Origin of the sequence: Streptomyces sp. BoleA5 (assembly GCF_000373665.1) — a bacterium.
GTDB lineage: Bacteria > Actinomycetota > Actinomycetes > Streptomycetales > Streptomycetaceae > Actinacidiphila.
Window position 1 is genome coordinate 1 of the sequence record NZ_KB892146.1, and the last position, 22,183, is coordinate 22,183.

At 72.8% G+C, this 22,183-nt stretch carries 17 protein-coding genes; 3 read left to right on the forward strand and 14 right to left on the reverse strand.

Annotation, left to right across the window (positions count from 1 at the left end; genetic code table 11):
• The 5 genes from B085_RS44895 to B085_RS0135765 form a co-directional block, all read right to left on the reverse strand.
• A partial coding sequence (locus tag B085_RS44895; RefSeq protein ID WP_037733156.1) for an NAD(P)-binding domain-containing protein occupies positions 1-278 on the reverse strand: 278 nt, incomplete at its 3' end.
• A 76-nt stretch (positions 279-354) separates the two neighbouring features.
• Positions 355-882 carry an acetolactate synthase small subunit gene (gene ilvN / locus B085_RS0135750; protein WP_018563397.1) on the reverse strand — a complete coding sequence of 176 codons (528 nt, stop codon included), beginning with the start codon at positions 880-882 and terminating at the stop codon, positions 355-357.
• A gap of 32 nt (positions 883-914) precedes the next feature.
• Positions 915-2,792: an acetolactate synthase large subunit gene (locus B085_RS0135755; RefSeq protein WP_018563398.1), complete on the reverse strand. Its 1,878-nt coding sequence runs from the start codon at positions 2,790-2,792 to the stop codon at positions 915-917.
• Between the two features lie 212 nt (positions 2,793-3,004).
• Positions 3,005-5,857: a putative bifunctional diguanylate cyclase/phosphodiesterase gene (locus B085_RS0135760; protein WP_026251789.1), complete on the reverse strand. Its 2,853-nt coding sequence runs from the start codon at positions 5,855-5,857 to the stop codon at positions 3,005-3,007.
• A gap of 272 nt (positions 5,858-6,129) precedes the next feature.
• On the reverse strand, positions 6,130-7,083 hold the full coding sequence (locus tag B085_RS0135765; RefSeq protein ID WP_018563400.1) for a 2-hydroxyacid dehydrogenase: 954 nt from the start codon (positions 7,081-7,083) through the stop codon (positions 6,130-6,132).
• Positions 7,084-7,139: 56 nt separating this feature from the next.
• Between B085_RS0135765 and B085_RS0135770 the strand changes: the two genes are divergently transcribed.
• From B085_RS0135770 to B085_RS50280, 3 genes are all read left to right on the forward strand, one after another.
• Positions 7,140-8,132: an aldo/keto reductase gene (locus B085_RS0135770; protein ID WP_026251790.1), complete on the forward strand. Its 993-nt coding sequence runs from the start codon at positions 7,140-7,142 to the stop codon at positions 8,130-8,132.
• 158 nt (positions 8,133-8,290) lie between these two features.
• A complete protein-coding gene (locus B085_RS0135775; protein WP_026251791.1) occupies positions 8,291-9,427 on the forward strand; it encodes a PQQ-dependent sugar dehydrogenase in 1,137 nt (378 codons plus the stop codon).
• A gap of 23 nt (positions 9,428-9,450) precedes the next feature.
• Entirely contained in the window at positions 9,451-9,618 is a 168-nt protein-coding gene (locus B085_RS50280) for a DUF6191 domain-containing protein (RefSeq protein ID WP_018563403.1), read from the forward strand.
• Positions 9,619-9,648: 30 nt separating this feature from the next.
• Here the strand turns inward: B085_RS50280 and B085_RS0135785 are convergent, their stop codons facing one another.
• The 9 genes from B085_RS0135785 to B085_RS0135825 form a co-directional block, all read right to left on the reverse strand.
• Positions 9,649-12,726, reverse strand: coding sequence for a helix-turn-helix transcriptional regulator (locus tag B085_RS0135785; RefSeq protein ID WP_018563404.1), 3,078 nt, complete (start codon positions 12,724-12,726; stop codon positions 9,649-9,651).
• A 50-nt stretch (positions 12,727-12,776) separates the two neighbouring features.
• Positions 12,777-12,977, reverse strand: a complete 201-nt coding sequence (locus B085_RS0135790; RefSeq protein ID WP_018563405.1) for a hypothetical protein — start codon at positions 12,975-12,977, stop codon at positions 12,777-12,779.
• Between the two features lie 179 nt (positions 12,978-13,156).
• Positions 13,157-13,774 carry a hypothetical protein gene (locus B085_RS0135795; RefSeq protein ID WP_018563406.1) on the reverse strand — a complete coding sequence of 206 codons (618 nt, stop codon included), beginning with the start codon at positions 13,772-13,774 and terminating at the stop codon, positions 13,157-13,159.
• Between the two features lie 17 nt (positions 13,775-13,791).
• Positions 13,792-15,990, reverse strand: coding sequence for an MMPL family transporter (locus tag B085_RS44900; protein WP_018563407.1), 2,199 nt, complete (start codon positions 15,988-15,990; stop codon positions 13,792-13,794).
• A gap of 244 nt (positions 15,991-16,234) precedes the next feature.
• Positions 16,235-17,743, reverse strand: coding sequence for an Asp-tRNA(Asn)/Glu-tRNA(Gln) amidotransferase subunit GatB (gatB, locus tag B085_RS0135805; RefSeq protein ID WP_018563408.1), 1,509 nt, complete (start codon positions 17,741-17,743; stop codon positions 16,235-16,237).
• Positions 17,744-17,768: 25 nt separating this feature from the next.
• Positions 17,769-18,008 carry a hypothetical protein gene (locus B085_RS0135810; protein ID WP_018563409.1) on the reverse strand — a complete coding sequence of 80 codons (240 nt, stop codon included), beginning with the start codon at positions 18,006-18,008 and terminating at the stop codon, positions 17,769-17,771.
• The gene (gatA, locus tag B085_RS0135815; protein WP_018563410.1) at positions 18,005-19,498 is read right to left on the reverse strand and encodes an Asp-tRNA(Asn)/Glu-tRNA(Gln) amidotransferase subunit GatA; all 1,494 of its coding nucleotides are present in this window, start codon (positions 19,496-19,498) and stop codon (positions 18,005-18,007) included. Before gatA ends, B085_RS0135810 begins: the two co-directional genes overlap by 4 nt.
• A gap of 5 nt (positions 19,499-19,503) precedes the next feature.
• Complete coding sequence (gene gatC, locus B085_RS0135820; RefSeq protein ID WP_018563411.1) at positions 19,504-19,800, reverse strand: Asp-tRNA(Asn)/Glu-tRNA(Gln) amidotransferase subunit GatC; 297 nt, start codon at positions 19,798-19,800, stop codon at positions 19,504-19,506.
• A 211-nt stretch (positions 19,801-20,011) separates the two neighbouring features.
• Positions 20,012-22,120 (reverse strand): putative bifunctional diguanylate cyclase/phosphodiesterase, encoded by a 2,109-nt coding sequence (locus B085_RS0135825; RefSeq protein WP_018563412.1) that lies wholly within the window; start codon positions 22,118-22,120, stop codon positions 20,012-20,014.
• Positions 22,121-22,183 lie beyond the last annotated feature (63 nt).

A 22,183-nucleotide genomic window follows, 5' to 3' on the forward strand; every position in this document is an offset into this window, starting at 1 on the left:
GACTCCTCGTACACCCGCGCCTGGATCGGGTCCGGGACCAGGATCATGATGACGTCGGCCTCGGCCGCGGCCTCGGCGGGGGTGACCACGCGAAGACCCTGCTCCTCGGCCTTCGCCTTGGACTTGGAGCCCTCGTGCAGGCCGACGCGCACATCGACCCCCGAGTCGCGCAGCGACAGCGCGTGNGCGTGGCCCTGGCTCCCGTAGCCGATGACCGCGACCTTGCGGCCCTGGATGATGGACAGGTCGGCGTCGTCGTCGTAGAACAGCTCGGCCACTTCGGGTCTCTCCTTGGTGATCTGGGGGGTTGCCCACACACTACGTCCGCGGGCTGGGATCAAGTCTGGTGTCTCGCTATGCGGTCCGGTCGAGGGCGCGCAGAGAGCGGTCGGTGATCGAACGTGCTCCCCGCCCGATCGCGATCGTGCCGGACTGGACGAGTTCCTTGATGCCGAAGGGCTCCAGCATCTTCAGCATGGCCTCGAGCTTGTCGGCGCCGCCGGTGGCCTCGATGGTGACCGCCTCGGGCGAGACGTCCACGGTCTTGGCGCGGAACAGCTGGACGATCTCCACGATCTGGGACCGGGACTCGTTGTCGGCGCGCACCTTCACCAGGACCAGCTCGCGCTGGACGGCGGCGGACGGCTCCAGCTCGACGATCTTCAGGACGTTCACCAGCTTGTTGAGCTGCTTGGTGACCTGCTCCAGCGGGAGGTCCTCGATCACGTTCACCACGATGGTGATGCGTGAGATGTCGGCGTGCTCGGTGGTGCCCACGGCGAGGGAGTCGATGTTGAAGCCGCGGCGGGAGAACAGGGCGGTGATCCTGGCCAGGACACCGGGCTTGTTCTCCACCAGGACGGAGAGCGTGTGCTTGGACATGTCGCGTCGTTCCTCTGCTTCTCTCTCGGTCCTCAGTCGTCCGCGGCGTCGCCGAAGTCGGGGCGGACGTCGCGGGCGGCCATGATCTCGTCGTTGGAGGTGCCGGCGGCGACCATCGGCCACACCATGGCGTCCTCGTGGACGATGAAGTCCACGACGACCGGGCGGTCGTTGATGGCGTTGGCCTTCTCGATGACCTCGTCCAGCTCGTCGGGGGACTCGCAGCGCAGGCCCACGCAGCCCATGGCCTCCGACAGCTTCACGAAGTCCGGGACGCGGGTGCCGGTCGGCGGGGTCTCGCTGACGCCCTGGTGGGAACCGCGGCCCGCGTTGGTCTCACCGGCGTGCAGGACGGTGTTGGAGTAGCGCTCGTTGTAGAAGAGCGATTGCCACTGCCGGACCATGCCGAGGGCGCCGTTGTTGATGATGGCGACCTTGATCGGGATGTTGTTCAGCGCGCAGGTGACCAGCTCCTGGTTGGTCATCTGGAAGCAGCCGTCGCCGTCGATCGCCCACACGGTCGTACCGGGCCAGCCGGCCTTGGCGCCCATGGCGGCGGGGACGGCGTAGCCCATCGTCCCGGCGCCGCCGGAGTTGAACCAGGTGTTGGGCCGCTCGAAGGAGATGAACTGCGAGGCCCACATCTGGTGCTGCCCGACGCCCGCCGCGAAGAGGGTGCCCTCCGGGGCCAGCTCGCCGATCCGCTGGATGACCTGCTGCGGGGACAGGCTGCCGTCCGCGGGCAGGTCGTAGCCGAGCGGGTAGGTGTCGCGCAGGCCGCCCAGCAGCTTCCACCAGTCGGTGTAGTCGCCGCGCCGGCCCGCGTCGTGGTCGGCCTGGATGGCGACGATCAGGTCGGCGATCACCTCACGGGCGTCGCCGACGATCGGCACGTCCGCCACGCGGTTCTTGGAGATCTCGGCCGGGTCGATGTCGGCGTGCACGATCTTGGCGAACGGGGCGAAGGAGTCGAGCTTGCCGGTGACGCGGTCGTCGAAGCGGGCGCCGAGGGCGACGATCAGGTCGGCCCTCTGCAGGGCCGCGACGGCGGAGACCGAGCCGTGCATGCCGGGCATGCCGACGTGCTGGGAGTGGCTGTCGGGGAAGGCGCCCAGCGCCATCAGGGTGGTGGTGACCGGGGCGCCCGTCAGCTCGGCCAGGATGCGCAGTTCCCCGGTGGCGCGGGCCTTGAGGACGCCGCCGCCGACGTACAGCACGGGGCGCTTGGCCTCGTTGATCAGCCGGGCGGCCTCGCGGATCTGCTTGGCGTGCGGCTTGGTGACCGGGCGGTAGCCGGGCAGGTCGGTCGCGGGCGGCCAGGAGAACGTGGTCTGCGCCTGCAGGGCGTCCTTGGCGATGTCGACCAGGACCGGGCCGGGGCGGCCGGTGGACGCGATGTGGAAGGCCTCGGCGATGGTGCGGGGGATCTCGTCCGCGTCGGTGACGAGGAAGTTGTGCTTGGTGATCGGCATCGTGATGCCGCAGATGTCCGCCTCCTGGAAGGCGTCGGTACCGATCGCCTTGGAGGCCACCTGACCGGTGATGGCGACGATGGGGACCGAGTCCATGTGGGCGTCGGCGATCGGGGTGACCAGGTTGGTCGCACCCGGGCCCGAGGTCGCCATGCAGACGCCGACCTTGCCCGTGGCCTGGGCGTAGCCGGTGGCGGCGTGACCGGCGCCCTGCTCGTGCCGGACCAGGACGTGGCGCACCTTCGAGGAGTCCATGAGCGGGTCGTACGCGGGGAGGATGGCACCACCCGGGATACCGAACACGGTGTCGGCCCCGACCGCCTCGAGAGAGCGGATGAGGGACTGGGCGCCCGTGACGCGCTCGGCGGGAGTGGGCTGCGGCGCGGCGCCGCGGGCCCGCGGCTGCGGGTGGTGGGCCCCGGTGGCCTGCTCGGTCATCTGGTTCTCATCTCTCAGGAGTTTGAGGGTGGAGAGGGCGGTATGTCTGGATCCCAGGCAACAAAAAACCCCTCGTGCCGGCAGGCAAGCGAGGGGAGCGCGTCGGTGCGTTCCACGAGGCGGTCAGGGGCCCCGGGTCAGCCGACGCGCTTTCCAAGTACGAGAATTCGGGTGCGCATGGGACTGACCTTCCTCCTCGCGAGCGGGGAGTGTCAAGCGGGTGGGACGGGCGTCTCATTATTTGAGCGTAGCTCGTCCGCCTTCCGTGTGCCGCGTACGGAGATCCTGGGGCTGTCCGGCGGGACCGCCCCACCGGGCACGGGATAACTGCCGCGGGTCAGCGAGGAGCGCAGCCGGTGCTCGTCCAGCGGCCCGGAGAACGCCATGCCCTGGCCGTGGGTGCAGTTCATCTCGCGCAGGGCCAGCACCTGCTCGGGGCGGTCCACGCCCTCGGCCACCGAGCGGATCCCGAGGTCCTCGGCGATACGCAGCAGCCCCGCGGTGATCTTCCGCAGCCGCGGGGACTCCGCGACGCCCTCGGTGAGCCCCCGGTCCAGTTTGAGCACGTCGACGGGGAGCCGCCGCAGCGTGTCCATGGGCGCGTAACCGCTGCCGAAGCCCTCCAGGGCGATGCGCACCCCGAGCCGGCTCAGCGCGGTCAGCCGCCGCTCCAGTTCGTCCAGGGAGATCCGCGGGTCCTGGTCGGCGACCTGCAGGACGAGGGAGTCCGGCGGCAGCCCGTGCCGTTCGAGCAGGGCCTCCACGTCCTTGGTGGGCAGCTCGCGGTGCATCAGGCGCCGGGTGGACAGCCGTACGGCGACGGGCACCGGGCTGCCCGCGGCGTGGCGCAGCGCGGCCTGGCCGACCGCCTCCTCCAGCAGCCAGCGGGCCAGCTGCGCGGTCCGGTCGGTGTCCTCGGCCACCCGCAGGAACTCGGCGGGGGTGAAAAGGATGCCCTGGGCGGACCGCCAGCGGGCCTGCGCCTCGACCGCCGTCACCTCGCCGGTGCCGAGGTCGACCACCGGCTGGTGGAGCAGGGCGAACTCGCCGTCCCGCAGGGCCGTGCGCAGCCGTCCCGCGAGCTCGGCGCGGCGTACGACCTCGGCCTGCATGGCAGGCGCGTACAACTCGACCCGACCCTTGCCCGCCTGCTTGGCCCGGTACATCGCCAGGTCGGCGTTGCGCAGGAGCTCGCCGGGGCTGACCCCGGGGTCGGCGAAGGCCACGCCGATGCTGGCGGCCACCCGGACCTCGGTGCCGTCCACCCGGTAGGGCTCGGAGAGGGCGGCGCGGAGCCGGTCGGCGACCTCGTGGACCTGGTACTCGCGCAGATGGGGATCGGCGCTGGTGCCGCAGATGAGGGCGGCGAACTCGTCGCCGCCCAGGCGTGCGGTGGTGTCGCCGGCACGCACCGAGTCCTGCAGGCGCCGCGCGGCCTGGACGAGCAGCTCGTCGCCGGCCTGGTGGCCCACGGTGTCGTTGACCGCCTTGAAGCCGTCCAGGTCGATGAAGAGCACCGCCGTGGTGCCGGTGTCGCCGTCGCCGGCCCGGCGGCCGCCGATCGCCTGGCGGATCCGTTCGGTGAACAGGGCCCGGTTGGGCAGGTCGGTGAGCGGGTCGTGCGAGGCGTTGTGCTGCAGCTGCGCCTGGAGCCGCACCCGCTCGGTGACGTCGCGGCTGTTGAAGATCAGGCCGCCCTGGTGGCGGTTGACACTGGACTCGACGTTGAGCCAGCTGCCGTCCCCGTGCCGTATGCGGCACTCGATGCGGGTGGCGGGTTCCTCGGCCGCGTGCGCGGCCAGGAAGCGCCGCACCTCGTGCACCACCCGCCCCAGGTCCTCGGGATGGATGTGGCTGGCGAACTCGGTGCCGACCCACTCCTCGGGGTCGCAGCCGTAAACGCCCTTGGCGGCGGGGCTGACGTAGCGCAGCGCGCCGGTCGGCGAGGCGATCATGATGACGTCGCTGGAGCCCTGCACGAGCGACCGGAAGTGGTTCTCCTTCTGGGCCAGCTCCTGGGTGAGGGCCATGTTGTCCAGCAGCATGATCCCCTGGCGCACCACCAGGGCGAGCACGACGGTGCAGCCGGTCAGGAGGACCACCCGGTCGCTCTTGCGGCCGTCGATGACGTTGTAGAGGATGCCGAGCACGCAGACCGCGGCGGCCAGGTACGGGGTCAGGGCCGCCAGCGACCCGCTCATGCGGCGGCCCTGCTCCTGCTCCCGTTCGGCGGTCCCCCGCTCGGCCGCGACCCGCTCGGCGGTGCCACGCTCGCCGACCCACGGGGCGTAGGCGAGCAGCATGCTGCCCGCGAACCATCCGGCGTCCAGGATCTGGCCGGAGTTGTAGTGCTCGCGCAGCAGGGGCGAGGTGAACAGCGCGTCGCACAGCACGGTGAGGGCCAGCGAGGCGATGGCGGTGTTCACCGCCGCCCGGTTTGCCGAGGACCGCCGGAAGTGCAGCGCCAGCACCATGCTCACCAGCATGATGTCCAGCAGCGGGTACGCCAGGGACAGGGCGATGCGCGCGGTGCTGTGGCCCTCCCACAGGGCCGTCTGGGCCAGGGCGAGGGTCCAGGAGAGGGTCAGCAGGGAGCCGCCGATGAGCCAGGCGTCCAGTCCGAGGCAGACCCAGCCGGCCCGGGTGACCGGCCGCTTGGCGAGCACGAGCAGCCCGATGATGGCGGGAGGGGCGAAGAGCAGGAAGCAGAAGTCGGCGACCGAGGTGCGCGGCACGTCGCCCCGCAGCACGACCTCGTACCAGCCCCAGATGCCGTTGCCGAGCGCCACCATGGCGGAGGAGACGGCGAACAGCGCCCAGGCGGGGCGGTACCGGTCGGTGGTGGCCCTGCGGACGTAGACCAGGCAGGAGACGGCGGCGGCCAGCGCCGCCACGGAGAGCCCGAAGTCGCCCATGACCAGGGCCAGCCCGGTGGAACCGCCCCACCCGAAGGCCGACCCGACGGCGTACCCGCCGCAGAGTACGGCCAGCAGCATCTGGGGCAGCAGGCCCGTCCGGTTGCCCGGCGCGGAGGCCTGCGAGAGGACCGCACCGGGCGCGCTCACGGTGTCGTCCCCTGGGACCGTGAACGTCCCCGGCACGGTGTGCCGTGGTCCAGCGTCGGATGCTTTCTCCATTGGCCGTGCATCGCCCGTCGCCCCCCATCAAGTCCTGAGTCGTCCCACGCCCGTTCGCGGCTCGCCGAGCCACGCCGGCCGTGTTCCCCCAGTGCGGGACGATACACCAGTTCAGTCACTCAGGGACATAGTTCCTCTACACAGCGTGACCACGCGTAGCGTCCTGCCCCACGCGTGCGGCACCAGGTGCCATGGCGTTCTCAGGTGGTCAGGACGACGTTGGCGAGGTCCTCGCCGGCCGCGAAACGGCGCAGTTGCTCGCGGAGCAGCCGCTTCGCCCTGGGCAGGAAGGCGGAGGTGCTGCCTCCGACGTGCGGGCTGATCAGGACGCCCGGCACGTGCCACAGCGGGTGCCCCGGCGGCAGCGGCTCCGGATCGGTGACATCGAGTGCCGCCAGCAGCCGCCCGGCCTCCAGTTCCTCGAGGAGCGCCTTGGTGTCGACCACGGGTCCGCGCGCGACGTTCACCAGCAGGGCCCCGTCCTTCATCCCGGCCAGGAACCCGGCGTCGGCCAGATGGCGGGTGTCCGGGGTGAGCGGGGTCGACAGCACGACCACGTCCGCCTGCGGCAGGAGCCCGGGCAGGTCCTTCAGGGCGTGCACGGGGCCGCGCGGGGACCGCCGGGCCAGCCGGGCGACCCGTGTGACGTGGCATTCGAACGGCGTGAGCCGGTCCTCGATGGCCGCGCCGATCGATCCGTAGCCGACGATGAGCACCTGCTTGTCGGCGAGGGCCGGGTAGACGCCCGCGTGCCATTCCTCGGCGTCCTGACCGCGTACGAAGCGGGGGATGCCGCGCAGGGCCGCCAGGGTGAGCGCGACGGCCAGCTCCGCGGTGCTCGCCTCGTGCACCCCGCGGGCGTTGCACAGCCGCACCCCCGCGGGGAGCTGCCGGAGGAACGGCGTGACGTGGTCGACGCCCGCGGTGAGCGTCTGCACGACCCTCACCCCGGACATGCGCGGCAGCGGGCGGCCCGCGACCTCCGGCCCCTTCATGTAGGGCACCACGTAGAACGCGGCGTCGGCGGGGTCGGCCGGGAACTCCCCGTCGCCGTCCCAGTGGAGGTAGTCGAGTTCGGCGGGGAGCCCTTCGACGTCGTCTGCGGGAATCGGGAGCCAGACCGTGGGGCGGTGGTTCCGGGTGATGTCAGCCATGGTCAGGAGGCTATGGCACAGTGGGGCGGCGCGAGAGGTCAGCGGAGGTCAGCCAGGTGGAGCGCAGGACGGTCGGATCAGCGGCTCTGGAGGTGGGCGCCGTCGGCCTGGGATGCATGCCGATGAGCTGGGCCTACACGGCGTCCCGGCAGGACGGCGAATCGTCACTGCGGGCCGTGCACACGGCGGTCGACCACGGCACGACGCTGCTGGACACCGCCGACATGTACGGGCCGTTCACCAACGAGCTGCTGCTGGGGCGGGTGCTGAAGGAGCGTCGCCGGGAGGTCTTCGTCTCCACCAAGTGCGGACTGCTCGTCGGCGAGCAGCACCTGGTGGCCAACGGCCGCCCCTCGTACGTGAAGCGGGCCTGCGACGCGTCGCTGCGCCGGCTGCAGACCGACGTGATCGACCTCTACCAGCTGCACCGCGCCGACCCCGAGGTCCCGGTCGAGGAGACGTGGGGCGCGATGGCGGAACTGGTCGCGGCGGGCAAGGTGCGCGCCCTGGGGTGGTGCGCGGTGGGCGCCCGGGCGGCCCGGCGCGCGGGCGCGGGTATATACGACGAGACACTGCGGCAGCTGCGCCGCGCCCAGCAGGTCTTCCCGGTGAGCTGCGTGCAGGCGGAGCTGTCGGTGTGGTCGCCCGAGGCGCTGGCCGAGCTGCTGCCGTGGTGCACGCAGCGCGGGGTCGGCTTCATGGCCGCGATGCCCCTCGGCAACGGCTTCCTGACGGGCACGCTCACCCCCGGCCAGGGCTTCGAGCCCGACGACGTACGGGCCCGCCATCCCCGGTTCACGGCCGAGATGATGGCCGCGAACCAGCCGATCGTCGCGGGGCTGCGGAGGGTCGCCGAGGTGCACGGCGCGACGCCCGCGCAGGTCGCGCTGGCATGGGTGCTGGCACAGGGGCGGCAGGTCGTGCCGATACCCGGGGCGAAGCAACAGCGCTGGACGGCGGAGAACGCCGGGGCCGCGGAACTGCGGCTGACCGAGGAGGACTTCGCGGAGATCGCGGCGCTGCCGCCGGCGCGGGGCTCCTGGGACTGAGGTGGCCACCGGGGCCGACGGGGCGGGTCGGCCGCGGGAGATCCACGGTCCGCGGTGGGAACCGCCAAGGGCCGGGCGGTGTAGTGATGGATGTGATGTTCTTGGAGTCCGAGCCGGAGAACCCCCGGGAGGGAAGCGTGGGACGCCGTGCCGCCGTCGTGACCGCCGCGCTGGCCAGTGCCGCGCTGCTCGCCGCCGGATGTTCCCAGGACGGTGGTTCCACCCCGGCTCCCCCGGCCTCCGCCTCCGCCTCCGCGTCCGCACCGGCCTCCGGCGGCACCGACGAGCCCTCGGCCCCGGCGAAGGGCACGGCGGAGGTGACCGGCACGGTCGCCACCGGGCTCACGACCCCGTGGGGCGTGGTCGCGCTGGCGGAGGGCGATCTGCTGGTGGCCTCCCGCGACACCGGAAGCATCGTCCGGGTGGCCGCGGCCGGCGGCCGCACGAACACCGTCGGCACGGTGCCCGGGGTCTCCTCGGGAGGCGAGGGCGGGCTGCTCGGTCTCGCCGTCTCCCGGGACTTCGCCACCGACCACCTGGTGTACGCGTACTTCACGACCGAATCGGACAACCGCATCGCGCGCATGCTCTACGACCCGGCGAAGCCGGCCGGGGAGCAACTGGGCGCGCCGGACACGATCCTGCGCGGCATCCCGCACGGCGCCATCCACAACGGCGGGCGGATCGCCTTCGGCCCCGACGGCATGCTCTACGCGGGCACGGGCGAGAGCGGCGAACGCGGTCTGGCGCAGGACAGGAAGTCCCTGGGCGGCAAGATCCTGCGGATGACGCCCGACGGTGAGCCCGTGCACGGCAATCCGGAGGCGGACTCCGTCGTCTACTCCTACGGCCACCGCAATGTGCAGGGCCTGGCCTGGGACAGCCGGGGACGGCTGTGGGCCGCGGAGTTCGGGCAGGACACCTGGGACGAGCTCAATCTGATCGAGCCGGGGAAGAACTACGGATGGCCCGTCGTGGAGGGCCTCGCCCACCGCGACGGCTACGCCGACCCCGTCGCGCAATGGCGCACCGACGACGCCTCGCCCAGCGGCATCGCCTACGCGGACGGCTCGATCTGGATGGCCTCGCTGCGCGGCGCCCGCCTGTGGAGGATCCCGTTGGTCGGGACGAAAGCCGCGGCCGACCCGCAGGCCTTCCTCGTCGGCGAGTACGGCCGCCTCCGCACCGTCCTCGCCGATCCGGACGGCGGACTTCTGCTGACCACCAGCAACACCGACGGCCGCGGCGATCCCCGCAAGGGCGACGACCGCATCCTGCGGCTGCGGGTGAGCTGACCCGACGACACCCTGGGGGTGCGATGTTCAACGCGCTGGACGAGCTGTTCGCTCCGGGCCGCAGGCACGCCGAGGACGAACGCAACCGCCTGGAACTGGTGCGTGACGAGGAGGGGGACGCCGATCCCGGCCGGGGCCCGGTCGACCTGGACTCGGGCGCCGTCCTGATACGTCCGCCGCGGGCCGGCTAGCCCTGCGCCTGCCTGCCGCGGGGGCGGGACTCAGCCCGGCCGACCGGCGAACAGCCGCAGCCGGTGGGCGAGCGCGGCCGCCTCGCCGCGGCCCGAGACGCCGAGCTTGGCGAGGATGTTGGAGACGTGCACGCTGGCGGTCTTCGGCGAGATGAACAGTTCCTCGGCGATGCGGCGGTTGGTGTAGCCGGCGGCGACGCGGCGCAGCACCTCACGCTCGCGCGCCGTCAGGCCGAAGGGCTCCGGCTCCTCCGCGGCCTCGGGGGCGGCGGCCGCCTCCGGTTCCTCCAGCGCCAGCCGGCCCCGCCGGGCGAGCAGCCGGACGGCGTCGCGCAGCGGGACGGCGCCCAGGGAGTCGGCGACCTCGCCCGCCCGGCGCAGCAGGGCGGACGCGCGGTCGCGGGCGCCGGGCTCGTGCAGGGCGAGCAGGGCCTCGGCGTGCCGGAGCCGTACCAGGGCGAGCGGGTAAGGGCGGTCGAGGGCGGTGTACGCCGCCTCGGCGGCCGCCCAGGGCTCGGGGCCCGTGCCCCCCTCGGCGCGCAGCAGTTCCGCCTCGACGAACAGGGCGTGGGCGGCCCACACCGGGGACAACCGGGGCAGCCGGCCCGCCGCCTTGCGTATCAGGGCGAGCATCTCGGCGCGTCCCGCCTCCGCGCCGGGCAGCCCCAGGGCGTCCGCCTCGACGGTCGCCGCGGTGTGCAGCATGGGCCAGACGTAGCGGTGGAACGCGGGCGGGAACCCGGCCTCCAGGGCGGCCCGTACCGCGGCCCTCGCCTCCAGGAAGCGTCCCCGCCCGGCGGCGACGGCGATGGTCAGATGGCGCAGCGGCAGGGTGTTCTGCGGCTGGTGGTCCTGGGGGCCCAGATGGTCCCGTGCGGCGGCGACCTCGGCCTCGGCGCGGTCGTACTCCCCGCGTCGCACGGCGACATGGGCCAGCAGGGTCGCGGCCCAGCCGAGGTACAGGGCGTGGTTCGTGTTCTCCCGGCCGCGGGCGGCGACCTCGACCGCCTCGTCCCAGCGGCCGAGGGCGAGCAGGGACTCGGCCTGGTTGGCGGAGGCGAAGGTGACGCCGTCGCGCAGCCCGTGGCGGGTGGCGCTCTCCACTCCCCTGCGGGCCACCGCGATCGCCTCCTCCGAGCGGCCCACGGCCTCCAGCAGGGCGGCGAGGTTGGCGTCGGTGTTCACCGTGAGGCTGCCGTACCGTGCGGCGGCGGCCCGTGCGCGGGCGGCCTCCAGTTCGGCGATGCCCGCGTCGGCGTCACCGGCGTCGGCGAGCAGGATGCCCAGGGTGACGCGGGCGTGCAGTTCGGTCTCCTCGGCGCCGACCAGCCGGGCCAGTTCGATGGCGCGCTCCGCCATGGCGATGCTGTCCGGCCCCGGGTCGTGCATCATGTCCCAGCCGGCGGCGCTCTCCAGCACCTCGGCGTGGACCGCTGACGGCGGCAGCCCCCGGACGAGTTCCTGGGCCTCGGCGATCTCGGCCCAGCCGTCGCCGCGGCCCATGGCGACCATCAGCCGGGAGCGCTGGATCCAGAACCAGGCCGCGCGCAGCGGGTCGCCGGAGCGCTCCAGCAGCCGCAGCGCCCGCTTGGTGACCTCGTAGGCGCCCTCGCGGTCGGCGCTCAGGCGCGCGGCCACGGTCGTCTCGGCGAGCAGGTCCATGTACTGCAGGGGCGCGCCGTCCGGGTGGCAGCCGCCGGGGTCCCCGGTGCCGAAGGCCAGGGTCGCGGGCGGGAAGACCTCGACGTAGTCGACCGGCCGCAGTTCCTCGCGGACGTCCACGGGGGTGTCGTCCCACAGTTCCAGGGCGCGTTCGAGCAGCCGGTGCTGTTCGGCGTAGGCGTGACGGCGCCGCGCCTCGACGGAGGCGGCCAGCACGGCGGGCAGCGCCTTGGCGGGCTCGTGGGCGTGGTACCAGTAACTGGCCAGCCTGGCGGGGAGTTCGTCGGCGGGCACCAGAGCGGGGTCGGTCTCCAGGGCCCGCGCGTAGCGGCGGTTGATGCGGCTGCGCTCGCCGGGCAGCAGGTCGTCGCCGACGGCCTCGCGGACCAGCGAGTGCCGGAAGCGGTAGCCGTCGCCGTCGTCGGTGGGCAGCAGGATCTTGGCGCCCACGGCGGAGCGCAGGGCCTCGATGAGGTCGTCCTCGCCGAGCCCGGCGACGGCCTCCAGCAGCCGGTACTCGACGGCGGAGCCGCCCTCGGCGACGACGCGGGCGACGCGCTGCGCGGTCTCGGGCAGTGTCTCGACGCGGACGAGCAGCAGGTCGCGCAGGCTGTCGCTGAGTCCGGTGCGGCAGCCCTGGGTGATGCTGCAGGCCAGTTCCTCGACGAAGAAGGGGTTGCCGTCGGAGCGGCCGAAGACCCGGTCGACCAGGCTGGGGGAGGGCTCGGAGTCGAGGATGCCGGCGACCTGGGCGCGGACCTCGGCGCGGGTGAAGCGGGACAGTTCGAGGCGCGCGACGGAACGCATCCGGTCGAGTTCGGCGAGGAAGGGCCGCAGCGGGTGGCGCCGGTGGATGTCGTCGGAGCGGTAGGTCGCCAGGACGACGAGCCGGCCGCGGGAGAGCGAGCGCAGCAGGTAGCCGAGGAGTTCGCGGGTGGAGCGGTCGGCCCAGTGCAGGTCCTCCAGCGCGACGACGAGCGTGCGCTCCTCCGAGAGCCGTTCCAGCAGCCGCGAGGTGAGCTCGAAGAGCCGGGCGCGGCCGTGCTCGTCGCGCTGGTCCGCGAGCGGATCGGGACCGTCCGACCCGCCCAGCCCCGGGAGCAGGCGGGCGAGTTCGGTCTCGCTGCCGGCGGCCGCGGCGACGAGTTCGTCGCCGAGCCGGCGGTGCAGGGCGCGCAGGATCGTCGCGACGGGCGCGAACGGCAGCCCGTCCGCGCCGATCTCCACGCAGGCGCCCACGGCGGTGACGGTCGCCGGTCCGTCCTCGGCCGCGGCGAGGAACTCCTCGACGAGCCGGGTCTTGCCGACGCCGGCCTCGCCGCCGATCACCAGCGCCTGCGGCTCGCCCGCATGAGCGCGGGCGAGCGCGGTGGTGAGGCGGGTCAGTTCGCGGGTGCGTCCGATGAACACCGGGCTGACCGACTGGTTCTGCACGGTCCCGAGCATCGCACGGGGCCCTGACGGCGCGGTACCTGTTTCCACCGGCACCGCGGTGCTCATCCGGCGGCCCTCAGCCGCCGGATGAGCCGGCCGGCCCTCCTGGCGTGCCGCCTTCCCTCGTCGTGGCCGGCGGCGGTCGCACGGCGGCCGGCGGCGGCGCGGGCGCCCTCGCGTGCCTGACGGGCCAGGCGGTACCGGGCGGCCTCGCGCAGCAGTCGCTCCGCCTTCTCGCGGCCCAGCAGTTCGTGGGTGTACATCCGTTGCTCCTCGGGTTCGGGACCGATGGTCCGGAGGTCTTCTCCGTGCCATCAGCCTCGTCCCCAAGGGGGGTGGACCACATCGGGCAACCGCCCAGGCTTCGGGGGTGCGGACGCCTTAGCCCGCGCGGCGGACCGCTCAGGCCGCCGGGGCCCGGGCGCCGCCCTCCTCCAAGGCCTCAGCCGCCGGACGAGACCGGGGTGCCGGCCACGCTCGGCAGCCCCCCGAAGAGGTCGAACCACGTCCCGGCGGCGACGCACAGCCCGAGCACGCCGAGGGCGAGACCGCCCCAGGCGACCGCGCGCACCCACGGCGCGGCGTTCCGGCCGGCGAGCAGCACGGCGCCGAGGACGACGAGGGCGACCAGCGCGCAGACGCCGTTGACGGCGGCCGTGGTGTGCCAGGGCGCGCCGTATATCTGCTCGATCTGCTGGGCGGGGCTGCCCGAGGAGGTGTTGATCTGCCCGATCAGCTGTCGCCGCTCGGCCAGTACGGTGCCCAGCCAGGTTCCGGTGAGGGACGCGAGGCCGAGGGCGGCGCCGACGACGGCCGCCGCACCGGGGACGACCCCGGCGGGGGCGTCCGCACTGCCGGGGGTCTCCGGTTCGTCGACGTCGTCGTGCTCGTCGAGGTCCTGCGGCTCGCCGGACGTGGCGGGCGCGGCGCCGGGCGACGCCGTTTCGGGTGCGGTCCCGGGCGCGGTCGCGTCCGTCGCGCCGTCGTCCTCGGTCCGGTCGGGCCCGCGGTCCGCGTCGAGTTCGCCGGCTTCCGGCCCGTGGGTCTTGGTGGTCTCCATGGGCGGCAACCGTACGGTCAGATTATGAGAGCCTTCTGAGAGTCGGCCTCGTCCGCGGCGGCCGGAGCGGGTTCCGCCGGGCCCTCGATGCAGATCCGCGGCAGCCGGCGCTCCAGCCACCTGGGCAGCCACCAGTTCCAGTCGCCCAGCGTGTGCATCAGCGCCGGTACGAGCAGCGTCCGCAGGATGAAGGCGTCGAGTGCGACGGCGGCCGCCAGCCCGATGCCGAACATCGCGATCACGCGGTCGCCGCTGAGCACGAAGGCCAGGAAGACGGAGATCATGATGACCGCGGCCGAGTTGATCACGCGGCTGGTCTCCGCGAGGCCCACCCGGACCGCGCGGCGGTTGTCACGGGTCTCGCGCCACTCCTCGTAGATGCGGCTGACGAGGAAGACCTGGTAGTCCATGGAGAGCCCGAAGAGCACCGAGACCATGATCACCGGCAGGAAGGGCTCGATGGGGCCGGCCGCCCCCAGCCCCAGCAGCTCGCTCCCCCAGCCCCACTGGAAGATCGCGACCACGATGCCGAAGGACGAGGCGACGGCGGCGATGTTCATGACCGCGGCCTTGAGCGGGATGCCGAAGCTGCGGAAGGCCAGCAGCAGCAGTACGCAGCCCAGGCCGATGACGGAGCCCACGAAGAGCGGCAGCTTGCCGACGATCACCGAGGCGAAGTCCGCGTAGCCCGCGGTGACACCGCCGACGTACACCTGCAGGGAGGTGCCCTCGGTGGCCTCGGGGATGACGTCCTCGCGCAGGTGGGTGACGAGCCGGTCGGTGGCCTGGTCCTGCGGGGACGTGGTGGGGACGACGTCGATGACGTCCGGCCCGCTGCCGTGCTGCGGCTGCTCCATGTGCACCGCGGCGACGCCCTCGGTGCGCGCCAGGACGGCGGTGAGCTGCTCCAGCGCCGCGCGGTCGGCGGCGTCACCGGACGTGGCGACCAGTTGCAGCGGGCCGTTGAAGCCCGGCCCGAAGCCCTCGGAGAGCATGTCGTACGCCTGGCGGGTGGTGGTGCCCGCGGCGCTGTTGCCCTGGTCGGAGGCGCCCAGGTGCAGGGAGGTCGTGGGCAGGGCCAGCACGAGCATCACGACGGCGGCGACCGCTCCGAGCACCTTGGGGTGCCGTTCGACGAAGGCGGACCAGCGGGCCGCGAAACCGGTCGGCAGTTCGGGCGACGGCCCGTGCTCGACGAGCCGGCGCCGCTCCCGGCGGCTGAGCGCCTTCAACCCGATGGTGCCCAGCAGTGCGGGCAGCAGCGTCACCGATGCGGCGACGGTGAGGATCACGGTGAGGGAGGCGGCGATCGCGACGCCGTTGAGGAAGGACAGCCGCAGGATCAGCATGCCGAGCAGGGCCACGCAGACCGTGCCGCCGGCGAAGACCACCGCCCGGCCGGTCGTGGCGACCGCCTGCTCGGCGGCCTCGCGTACGGGCAGTCCCTGCTTGAGGCCTCTGCGGTGGCGGGTGACGATGAACAGGGCGTAGTCGATGCCGACGCCCAGGCCGATGAGCATGCCGAGCATCGGCGCGAAGTCGGCGACCCTGATCAGGTGGCCGAGCAGCTCGATCGCCATGTACGCGGTGCCCACGCTGACCAGCGCGGTGATGATCGGCATGAACATCGCGAAGAGCGAGCCGAAGGCCACCAGCAGCACCACGGCCGCCACGGCGACGCCCACGGCCTCGCTCATGTGCCCGCCGCCGCCCTCGGTGAGCGCGATGGCGCCACCGCCGAGGGCGACCTGGGTGTTGTCGTCGGCGGCGGCCCTCGCGGTGTCGACGACCTTGCGCACCTGGTCGGCGTGCAAGTCGTCCGTGGGCCTGTCGAACATCACGGTCGCGTAGGCGGTGTGCCCGTCCTGACTGATCTGCGCGGCGCCCTCGGTGCCGTAGGGGCTGGTCACCGAGGCGACCCCGGGGAGTTCGGCCACCTCGTCCAGCGTGCCGGTCAGCCGCTCCCTGACGGACGCGACGCCGACGGTTCCCTTGTCGGTGTGCCAGACGATCGTGTCGCTGTCGCCGGCCGAGCCCGGAAAGGCCTCCTTCAGCAGGGCGGTGGCCTTGCTGGAGTCGGTGCCCTTGATGTCGTAGTCGTTCGAGTAGGCGGACCCGGCGACCAGGGCGGCCGTGGACAGACCGAGCAGGGCGACGAGCCACAGCAGGACGACGGCGAGACGGCGGTCGAGGCACCAGCGGGCAAGGGCGGCCATGGCTCTCCCTGGGGTTGCGCGGATCTTTCGGGCCGGCGAAGGGCCCGCAAAGAACACCACTCGTACGTCCTCGACTGAACCAGGAAGAAAAGATCGTTGGCCGCGTTCGTGCGCCGAATCACACTCCGTGAGGGGAATTTATCTCGCCCTTACAAGCGGCCGACCCGCGACGACGCGGAAGGGGCGGGCCCCCGGCCGGGAGCCCGCCCCTTCAGTGCCGACCTGCTGTGACGGCCGCTTCGGATCAGCCCTGTACGCCCAGCTTCTCCAGCACGAGCTCGCGCACGCGCTTGGCGTCGGCCTGGCCGCGGGTGATCTTCATGACGGCGCCGATGAGCGCGCCCGCCGCCGCGAGGTTGCCACCGCGGATCTTGTCGGCGACGGCGGCGTTGGCCGCGATGGCCTCGTCGACGGCCGCGCCGAGCGCGCCCTCGTCCGAGACGACCTTCAGGCCGCGCTTGTCCACGACCTCGTCCGGCTCGCCCTCACCGGCCAGCACGCCCTCGATGACCTGGCGGGCCAGCTTGTCGTTGAGCGAGCCCTCGGCCACCAGCGCCGCCACCCGGGCCACCTGGGCCGGGGTGATGGGCAGGGCGCCCAGTTCCACGCCGTCCTCGTTGGAACGGCGGGCCAGCTCGCCCATCCACCACTTGCGTGCGGCGGCCGCGTCGGCGCCCGCCTCCATGGTGGCGACGATCAGGTCGATCGCGCCGGCGTTGAGCACCGACTGCATCTCGTGGTCGGAGATGCCCCAGTCCTTCTGCAGACGCCCGCGGCGCACCCGCGGGAGCTCGGGCAGACCGGCCCGCAGCTCCTCGACCCACTCGCGGGCCGGGGCGACGGGGACGAGGTCGGGCTCCGGGAAGTACCGGTAGTCCTCCGCCTCCTCCTTGATGCGGCCGGAGGTGGTGGAGCCGGTGTCCTCGTGGAAGTGCCGGGTCTCCTGGACGATCGTGCCGCCCGAGGAGAGCACGGCCCCGTGCCGCTGGATCTCGAAGCGGACGGCCCGCTCGACGCTGCGCAGCGAGTTCACGTTCTTGGTCTCGCTGCGGGTGCCGAACTTCTCCCGGCCGACGGGGCGCAGCGACAGGTTGACGTCGCAGCGCATCTGGCCCATCTCCATACGGGCCTCGGAGACGCCCAGCGCCTTGATCAGCTCGCGCAGCTCGGTCACGTACGCCTTGGCGACCTCGGGCGCGCGCTCACCGGCGCCCTCGATCGGCTTGGTGACGATCTCGATCAGCGGGATGCCGGCCCGGTTGTAGTCCAGCAGCGAGTGCGAGGCGCCGTGGATTCGGCCGGTGGCGCCGCCCACGTGCGTGGACTTGCCGGTGTCCTCCTCCATGTGGGCGCGCTCGATCTCCACACGGAAGACCTCGCCGTCCTCCAGCTGGACGTCCAGATAGCCGTTGAAGGCGATCGGCTCGTCGTACTGGGAGGTCTGGAAGTTCTTCGGCATGTCCGGATAGAAGTAGTTCTTCCGGGCGAAGCGGCACCACTGAGCGATCTCGCAGTTGAGCGCGAGGCCGATCTTGATGGCCGACTCGACGCCGGCCGCGTTGACGGCCGGCAGCGCGCCGGGCATGCCCAGGCACACCGGGCACACCTGGCTGTTGGGCTCGGCGCCGAGTGTCGTCGAGCAGCCGCAGAACATCTTCGTCTTGGTGCCGAGCTCGACGTGGACCTCGAGGCCCATCACCGGGTCATAGGACGCGAGCGCGTCCTCGTACGACACCAGGTCCGTGACGGTCACAGTCTTGATACCTCTCAGTTCCCCGTCAGGACGACAACACGTCGTCGTCGCCGAGCCGGCGCAGCTGGCGGAGCAGCAGGGCGACGCCGGTGGCGATCGCCGCGGCGCTGACCACCGCGTCGATCAGCAGCAGCGTGTCGCTCTCCGCGCGGCCCCGCTTCATCTGCCGTGCCACACCGACCGCGCCGAAGAGCGTCGTGCCGATCGACAGGTAGGTTCCGGACTTGCTCTTCTTGAAACCCTTGGCCTTCTCGAGCTTGCTCACAGGATCGGTGCCTCCTCCAGCAGCGGGTGGCCCCAGCGTGCGGTGAACGCCGACTCGACGGCCGCACCGACACGGTAGAGGCGGTCGTCGGCCATGGCCGGGGCGATGATCTGCAGACCGACCGGGAGCCCGTCCTCGGAAGCGAGGCCGCAGGGCACGGACATGGCCGCGTTTCCCGCCAGGTTGGCCGGGATGGTGCACAGGTCGGCGAGGTACATCGCCATCGGGTCGTCCGCGCGCTCGCCGATCGGGAACGCGGTGGTGGGGGTGGTCGGCGAGATCACCACGTCGACCTGCTGGAAGGAGCGCTCGAAGTCACGCGAGATCAGGGTGCGGACCTTCTGCGCGCTGCCGTAGTACGCGTCGTAGTAGCCGGAGCTCAGCGCGTACGTGCCCAGCATGATGCGGCGCTTGACCTCGGGGCCGAAACCGGCCTCGCGGGTGAGGGCGGTGACGTCCTCGGCGCTGCGGGTGCCGTCGTCGCCGACCCGCAGGCCGTAACGCAGCCCGTCGAAGCGGGCCAGGTTGGACGAGCACTCGGACGGCGCGATCAGGTAGTACGCGGCGAGCGCGTACTCGAAGGACGGGCAGGACAGCTCGACGACCTCGGCGCCGAGCTCGCGCAGCAGCTCGACGGACTCGTTGAACCGCTCCATGACGCCGGGCTGGTAGCCCTCGCCCGCGAACTCCTTGATGACGCCGACCCGCAGGCCCTTGACGTTGCCGTTGCGCGCGGCCTCGACGACCGGCGGGACGGGGGCGTCGATGGAGGTGGAGTCCATCGGGTCGTAGCCCGCGATGACCTCGTGCAGCAGCGCCGCGTCCAGCACGGTGCGGGCGCAGGGGCCGCCCTGGTCCAGCGAGGAGCTGAAGGCGACCATGCCGTAGCGGGAGACGCCGCCGTAGGTGGGCTTGACGCCGACCGTGCCGGTGACGGCGGCCGGCTGGCGGATGGAGCCGCCGGTGTCGGTGCCGATGGCGAGCGGGGCCTGGAAGGAGGCAAGGGCGGCGGAGGAACCGCCGCCGGAGCCGCCGGGGATCCGGGTGAGGTCCCACGGGTTGCCGGTCGGGCCGTAGGCGCTGTTCTCGGTGGAGGACCCCATGGCGAACTCGTCCATGTTGGTCTTGCCGAGGATGACGATGCCGGCCTGCTTGAGGCGTGCGGTCAGCGTCGCGTCGTACGGCGGGATCCAGCCCTCGAGGATCTTGGAGCCGACGGTCGTCGGGATGCCCTTGGTGGTGAAGATGTCCTTCAGCGCCAGCGGGACGCCCGCGAGCGGGCCGAGCTTCTCGCCGGCGGCACGCTTGTCGTCGACGGCCTTGGCGGCCTTCAGGGCGCCCTCGGTGTCGACGTGCAGGAAGGCGTGGACCTTCTCGTCGACCGCGCCGATGCGGTCGAGGTGGGCCTGGGCGACCTCGACGGCGGACGTCTCGCCGGAGGCGACGGCGGCCGCGGTCTGCGCGGCGGTGAGCCTGGTCAGATCGGTCATCGTGATCAGTCCTCCCCCAGGATCTGCGGCACCTTGAAGCGCTGCTGCTCCTGGGCGGGTGCGCCGGACAGCGCCTCCGCCGGGGTCAGGCTGGGCCTGACCTCGTCAGGGCGCATGACGTTCGTCAGCGGCAGCGGGTGGGAGGTCGGCGGTACGTCCTCGCCGGCCACCTCGGAGACGCGGGCGACCGCGCCGATGATGGCGTCGAGCTGTCCGGCGAAGTGGTCGAGCTCTTCGTCCTTCAGCTCCAGACGCGACAGCCGGCCGAGGTGGGCGACCTCCTCGCGCGTGATGCCTGGCATGCAGCGATCCTCTGGGGGTGAGTTTGGTCTTTTCGCGCCCAATCCTATGGGCGCGGGCGCCCCGGGGGCGAAACGGTTTGCACTTCGCCCGGCCGGGGTGCGCCGGGACGGGGCCTGCCGGGCGCGCGGTGCCGCCGGGCGGGTGGGCTCCACGGGGCGCCCACGACACCGCGCGGCGGGTGCGGGCCCGCAGGTCGCAGGCCCGCAAACGTTACTGCGCGTCGGGGACGGCGGCCCGCTCCTTCGCGGCCTCCAGCTCCGCCGGCCGGCGCCAACCGGAACGGCCGCGCAGCCGCAGCCAGGCCGTGGTCTCCTCCGGGGGCATCGCGGCGGCGACGAGCCAGCCCTGGATGGCGTCGCAGCCCAGGTCCCGCAGGCGCTCCCACGTCTCGTCGTCCTCGACGCCCTCCGCCACGACGAGGAGGCCGAGGGAGTGGGCGAGGTCGACCGTGCAGCGCACGATCTCCGCGTCCTCGGCGTCGACGGACAGCCGTGCCACGAACGAGCGGTCGATCTTCAGCTCGCTGACCGGAAGCCGCCGCAGATGCACCAGGGAGGAGTAGCCGGTGCCGAAGTCGTCCAGCGACATCTTCACCCCGTGCCCGGTCAGCCCGGCCATGGTGTCGGCGGCGCGCTGCGGGTCCTCCAGCAGCACGTGCTCGGTGATCTCCAGCTGCAGTGCCCCCGGCGGGACCCCGTGCCGGGCCAGGCGGGCGGCGACGGCCCCGGCGAAGCCGGGCGAGTGGACGTCGCGGGGCGAGACGTTGACGGCGACGGGGACGTCGAGCCCCATCGCCCGCCACCGGGCGACCTGCCCGAGTGCGGTCTCCAGGACGTACTCGGTGAGCTGCGGCATGAGCCCGGAGGTCTCGGCGATCGCGATGAACTCCTCGGGGCTGACCCGGCCGCGCTCGGGGTGCACCCAGCGGACCAGCGCCTCCAGCCCGGCGACCTGCCCGTCGAAGCGGACCTTCGGCTGGTAGTGCAGCTCGACCTCGCCGCGGTCCAGCGCGCGGCGCAGGTCACCGAGAAGGCCCAGGCGGTCGGGGGTGTTGCCGTCGCGGGAGGACTCATAGACCTCGACGCCGCTGCGGTCACGTTTCGCCTGGTACATCGCGACGTCGGCGCGGCGCAGCAGGCCCTCGGCGTCGTCGGCGTGATCGGGGTAGACGGCGACCCCGGCGCTGGCCTCGAGGACCAGGGTCAGGCCGTCGAGACTTAACGGCGAACTCAGGGCGGCGACCAGGGCCCTGGCGATGCGCTGGGCGCGGGTCGGTGCGTCGCAGGTGGGGAGCAGGACGGCGAACTCGTCGCCGCCGAGCCGGGCGACCTCGGCGCCGCGCGGCAGGGCGAGCCGCAGGCGGTCGGCGATCTGCAGCAGCAGCCGGTCGCCGGCCATGTGGCCGAGGGTGTCGTTGACGGAGCGGAACTTGTCGAGGTCGATCAGGACCAGCGCGGCGCGCTCGCCGCTGCGGGCGGCGTCGTCCAGCGCGGTCCAGGTGCGCTCCAGCAGCCACTGACGGTTGGGCAGTCCGGTGAGCGGGTCGCGCAGTTGCTCCTCGGCGCGGGCGTGCGCGATCCAGAGCGTGGAGTCGAGTGCGATCAGGGGCACGGCGAACAGCGGCAGCAGCAGGGGCAGATCGGCCGCGACGATGATGATCAGCGGAGAGATGCCGAGCAGTGCGACGCCGACGAAGCCCTGGCGTATCAGCGCGGTGCGGGCCACGGTGGGCAGTGCTCCGGCGCGCGGCACGATCGCGTACCACAGGAGGGTGCGGGTCGCGGCCAGGTAGCCGAGTGCGGCGGCGAGCACCGCGGGGACGGCGGCCACCCCCCACGTGGCGGGTTGCCAGGGCTGCTCGACGGACGGGTGGGTGCCGAAGACGGAGAGCGCGAGCGAGGCCGCGCCGATGCCGAGGATGTCCACGGCGCCGTGCAGCAGCGCCTCGCGCCAGCGGTGCCGGCGGGCCGCGCCGACCAGGACGACGACGGCCAGGCTGACCAGTACCGCGGGCACCCAGCCGTAGAGCAGCAGCACGGCGAGGGTCAGCGCGGCGCCGGAGCCCGTGCCGCCCCACCAGCGGTCCCGGCCCATGGCGACCAGATGCCCGACGATGATGCCGGTGAGCACGGCGAACGCCCAGCCGGCGTCGCCGCCGGGGAAGAAGGCGTTGCCGTCCACGAGTATCCGGACGACGCCCACCGCCAGGGCCGCCGCGGCGGCGCCCACGACCGAGTACCTGAGTGCCGCCGCGGGCAGCACCGGCGCGGCCGGTCCGAGCAGCCGCCGCGCCGGTCCGGCGCTGTCCGTCGGTTCCATGCCCGTACCCTCTCGCAGCCGCGTGTGCCGTTCCACCACACGCCCTTGCCCGAGGCATTGACC

Bases quoted from the DNA above. Each gene is read 5' to 3' on its own strand.
- B085_RS0135765 (WP_018563400.1), bottom strand. From the start codon at position 7,083: ATGGCTGACATCACCCGGAACCACCGCCCCACGGTCTGGCTCCCGATT.
- B085_RS0135795 (WP_018563406.1), bottom strand. From the start codon at position 13,774: ATGGAGACCACCAAGACCCACGGGCCGGAAGCCGGCGAACTCGACGCG.
- B085_RS50280 (WP_018563403.1), top strand. From the start codon at position 9,451: ATGTTCAACGCGCTGGACGAGCTGTTCGCTCCGGGCCGCAGGCACGCC.
- gatA (WP_018563410.1), bottom strand. From the start codon at position 19,498: ATGACCGATCTGACCAGGCTCACCGCCGCGCAGACCGCGGCCGCCGTC.
- B085_RS0135790 (WP_018563405.1), bottom strand. From the start codon at position 12,977: ATGTACACCCACGAACTGCTGGGCCGCGAGAAGGCGGAGCGACTGCTG.
- B085_RS44900 (WP_018563407.1), bottom strand. From the start codon at position 15,990: ATGGCCGCCCTTGCCCGCTGGTGCCTCGACCGCCGTCTCGCCGTCGTC.
- B085_RS0135755 (WP_018563398.1), bottom strand. From the start codon at position 2,792: ATGACCGAGCAGGCCACCGGGGCCCACCACCCGCAGCCGCGGGCCCGC.
- gatC (WP_018563411.1), bottom strand. From the start codon at position 19,800: ATGCCAGGCATCACGCGCGAGGAGGTCGCCCACCTCGGCCGGCTGTCG.
- ilvN (WP_018563397.1), bottom strand. From the start codon at position 882: ATGTCCAAGCACACGCTCTCCGTCCTGGTGGAGAACAAGCCCGGTGTC.
- B085_RS0135785 (WP_018563404.1), bottom strand. From the start codon at position 12,726: ATGCTCGGGACCGTGCAGAACCAGTCGGTCAGCCCGGTGTTCATCGGA.
- B085_RS0135825 (WP_018563412.1), bottom strand. From the start codon at position 22,120: ATGGAACCGACGGACAGCGCCGGACCGGCGCGGCGGCTGCTCGGACCG.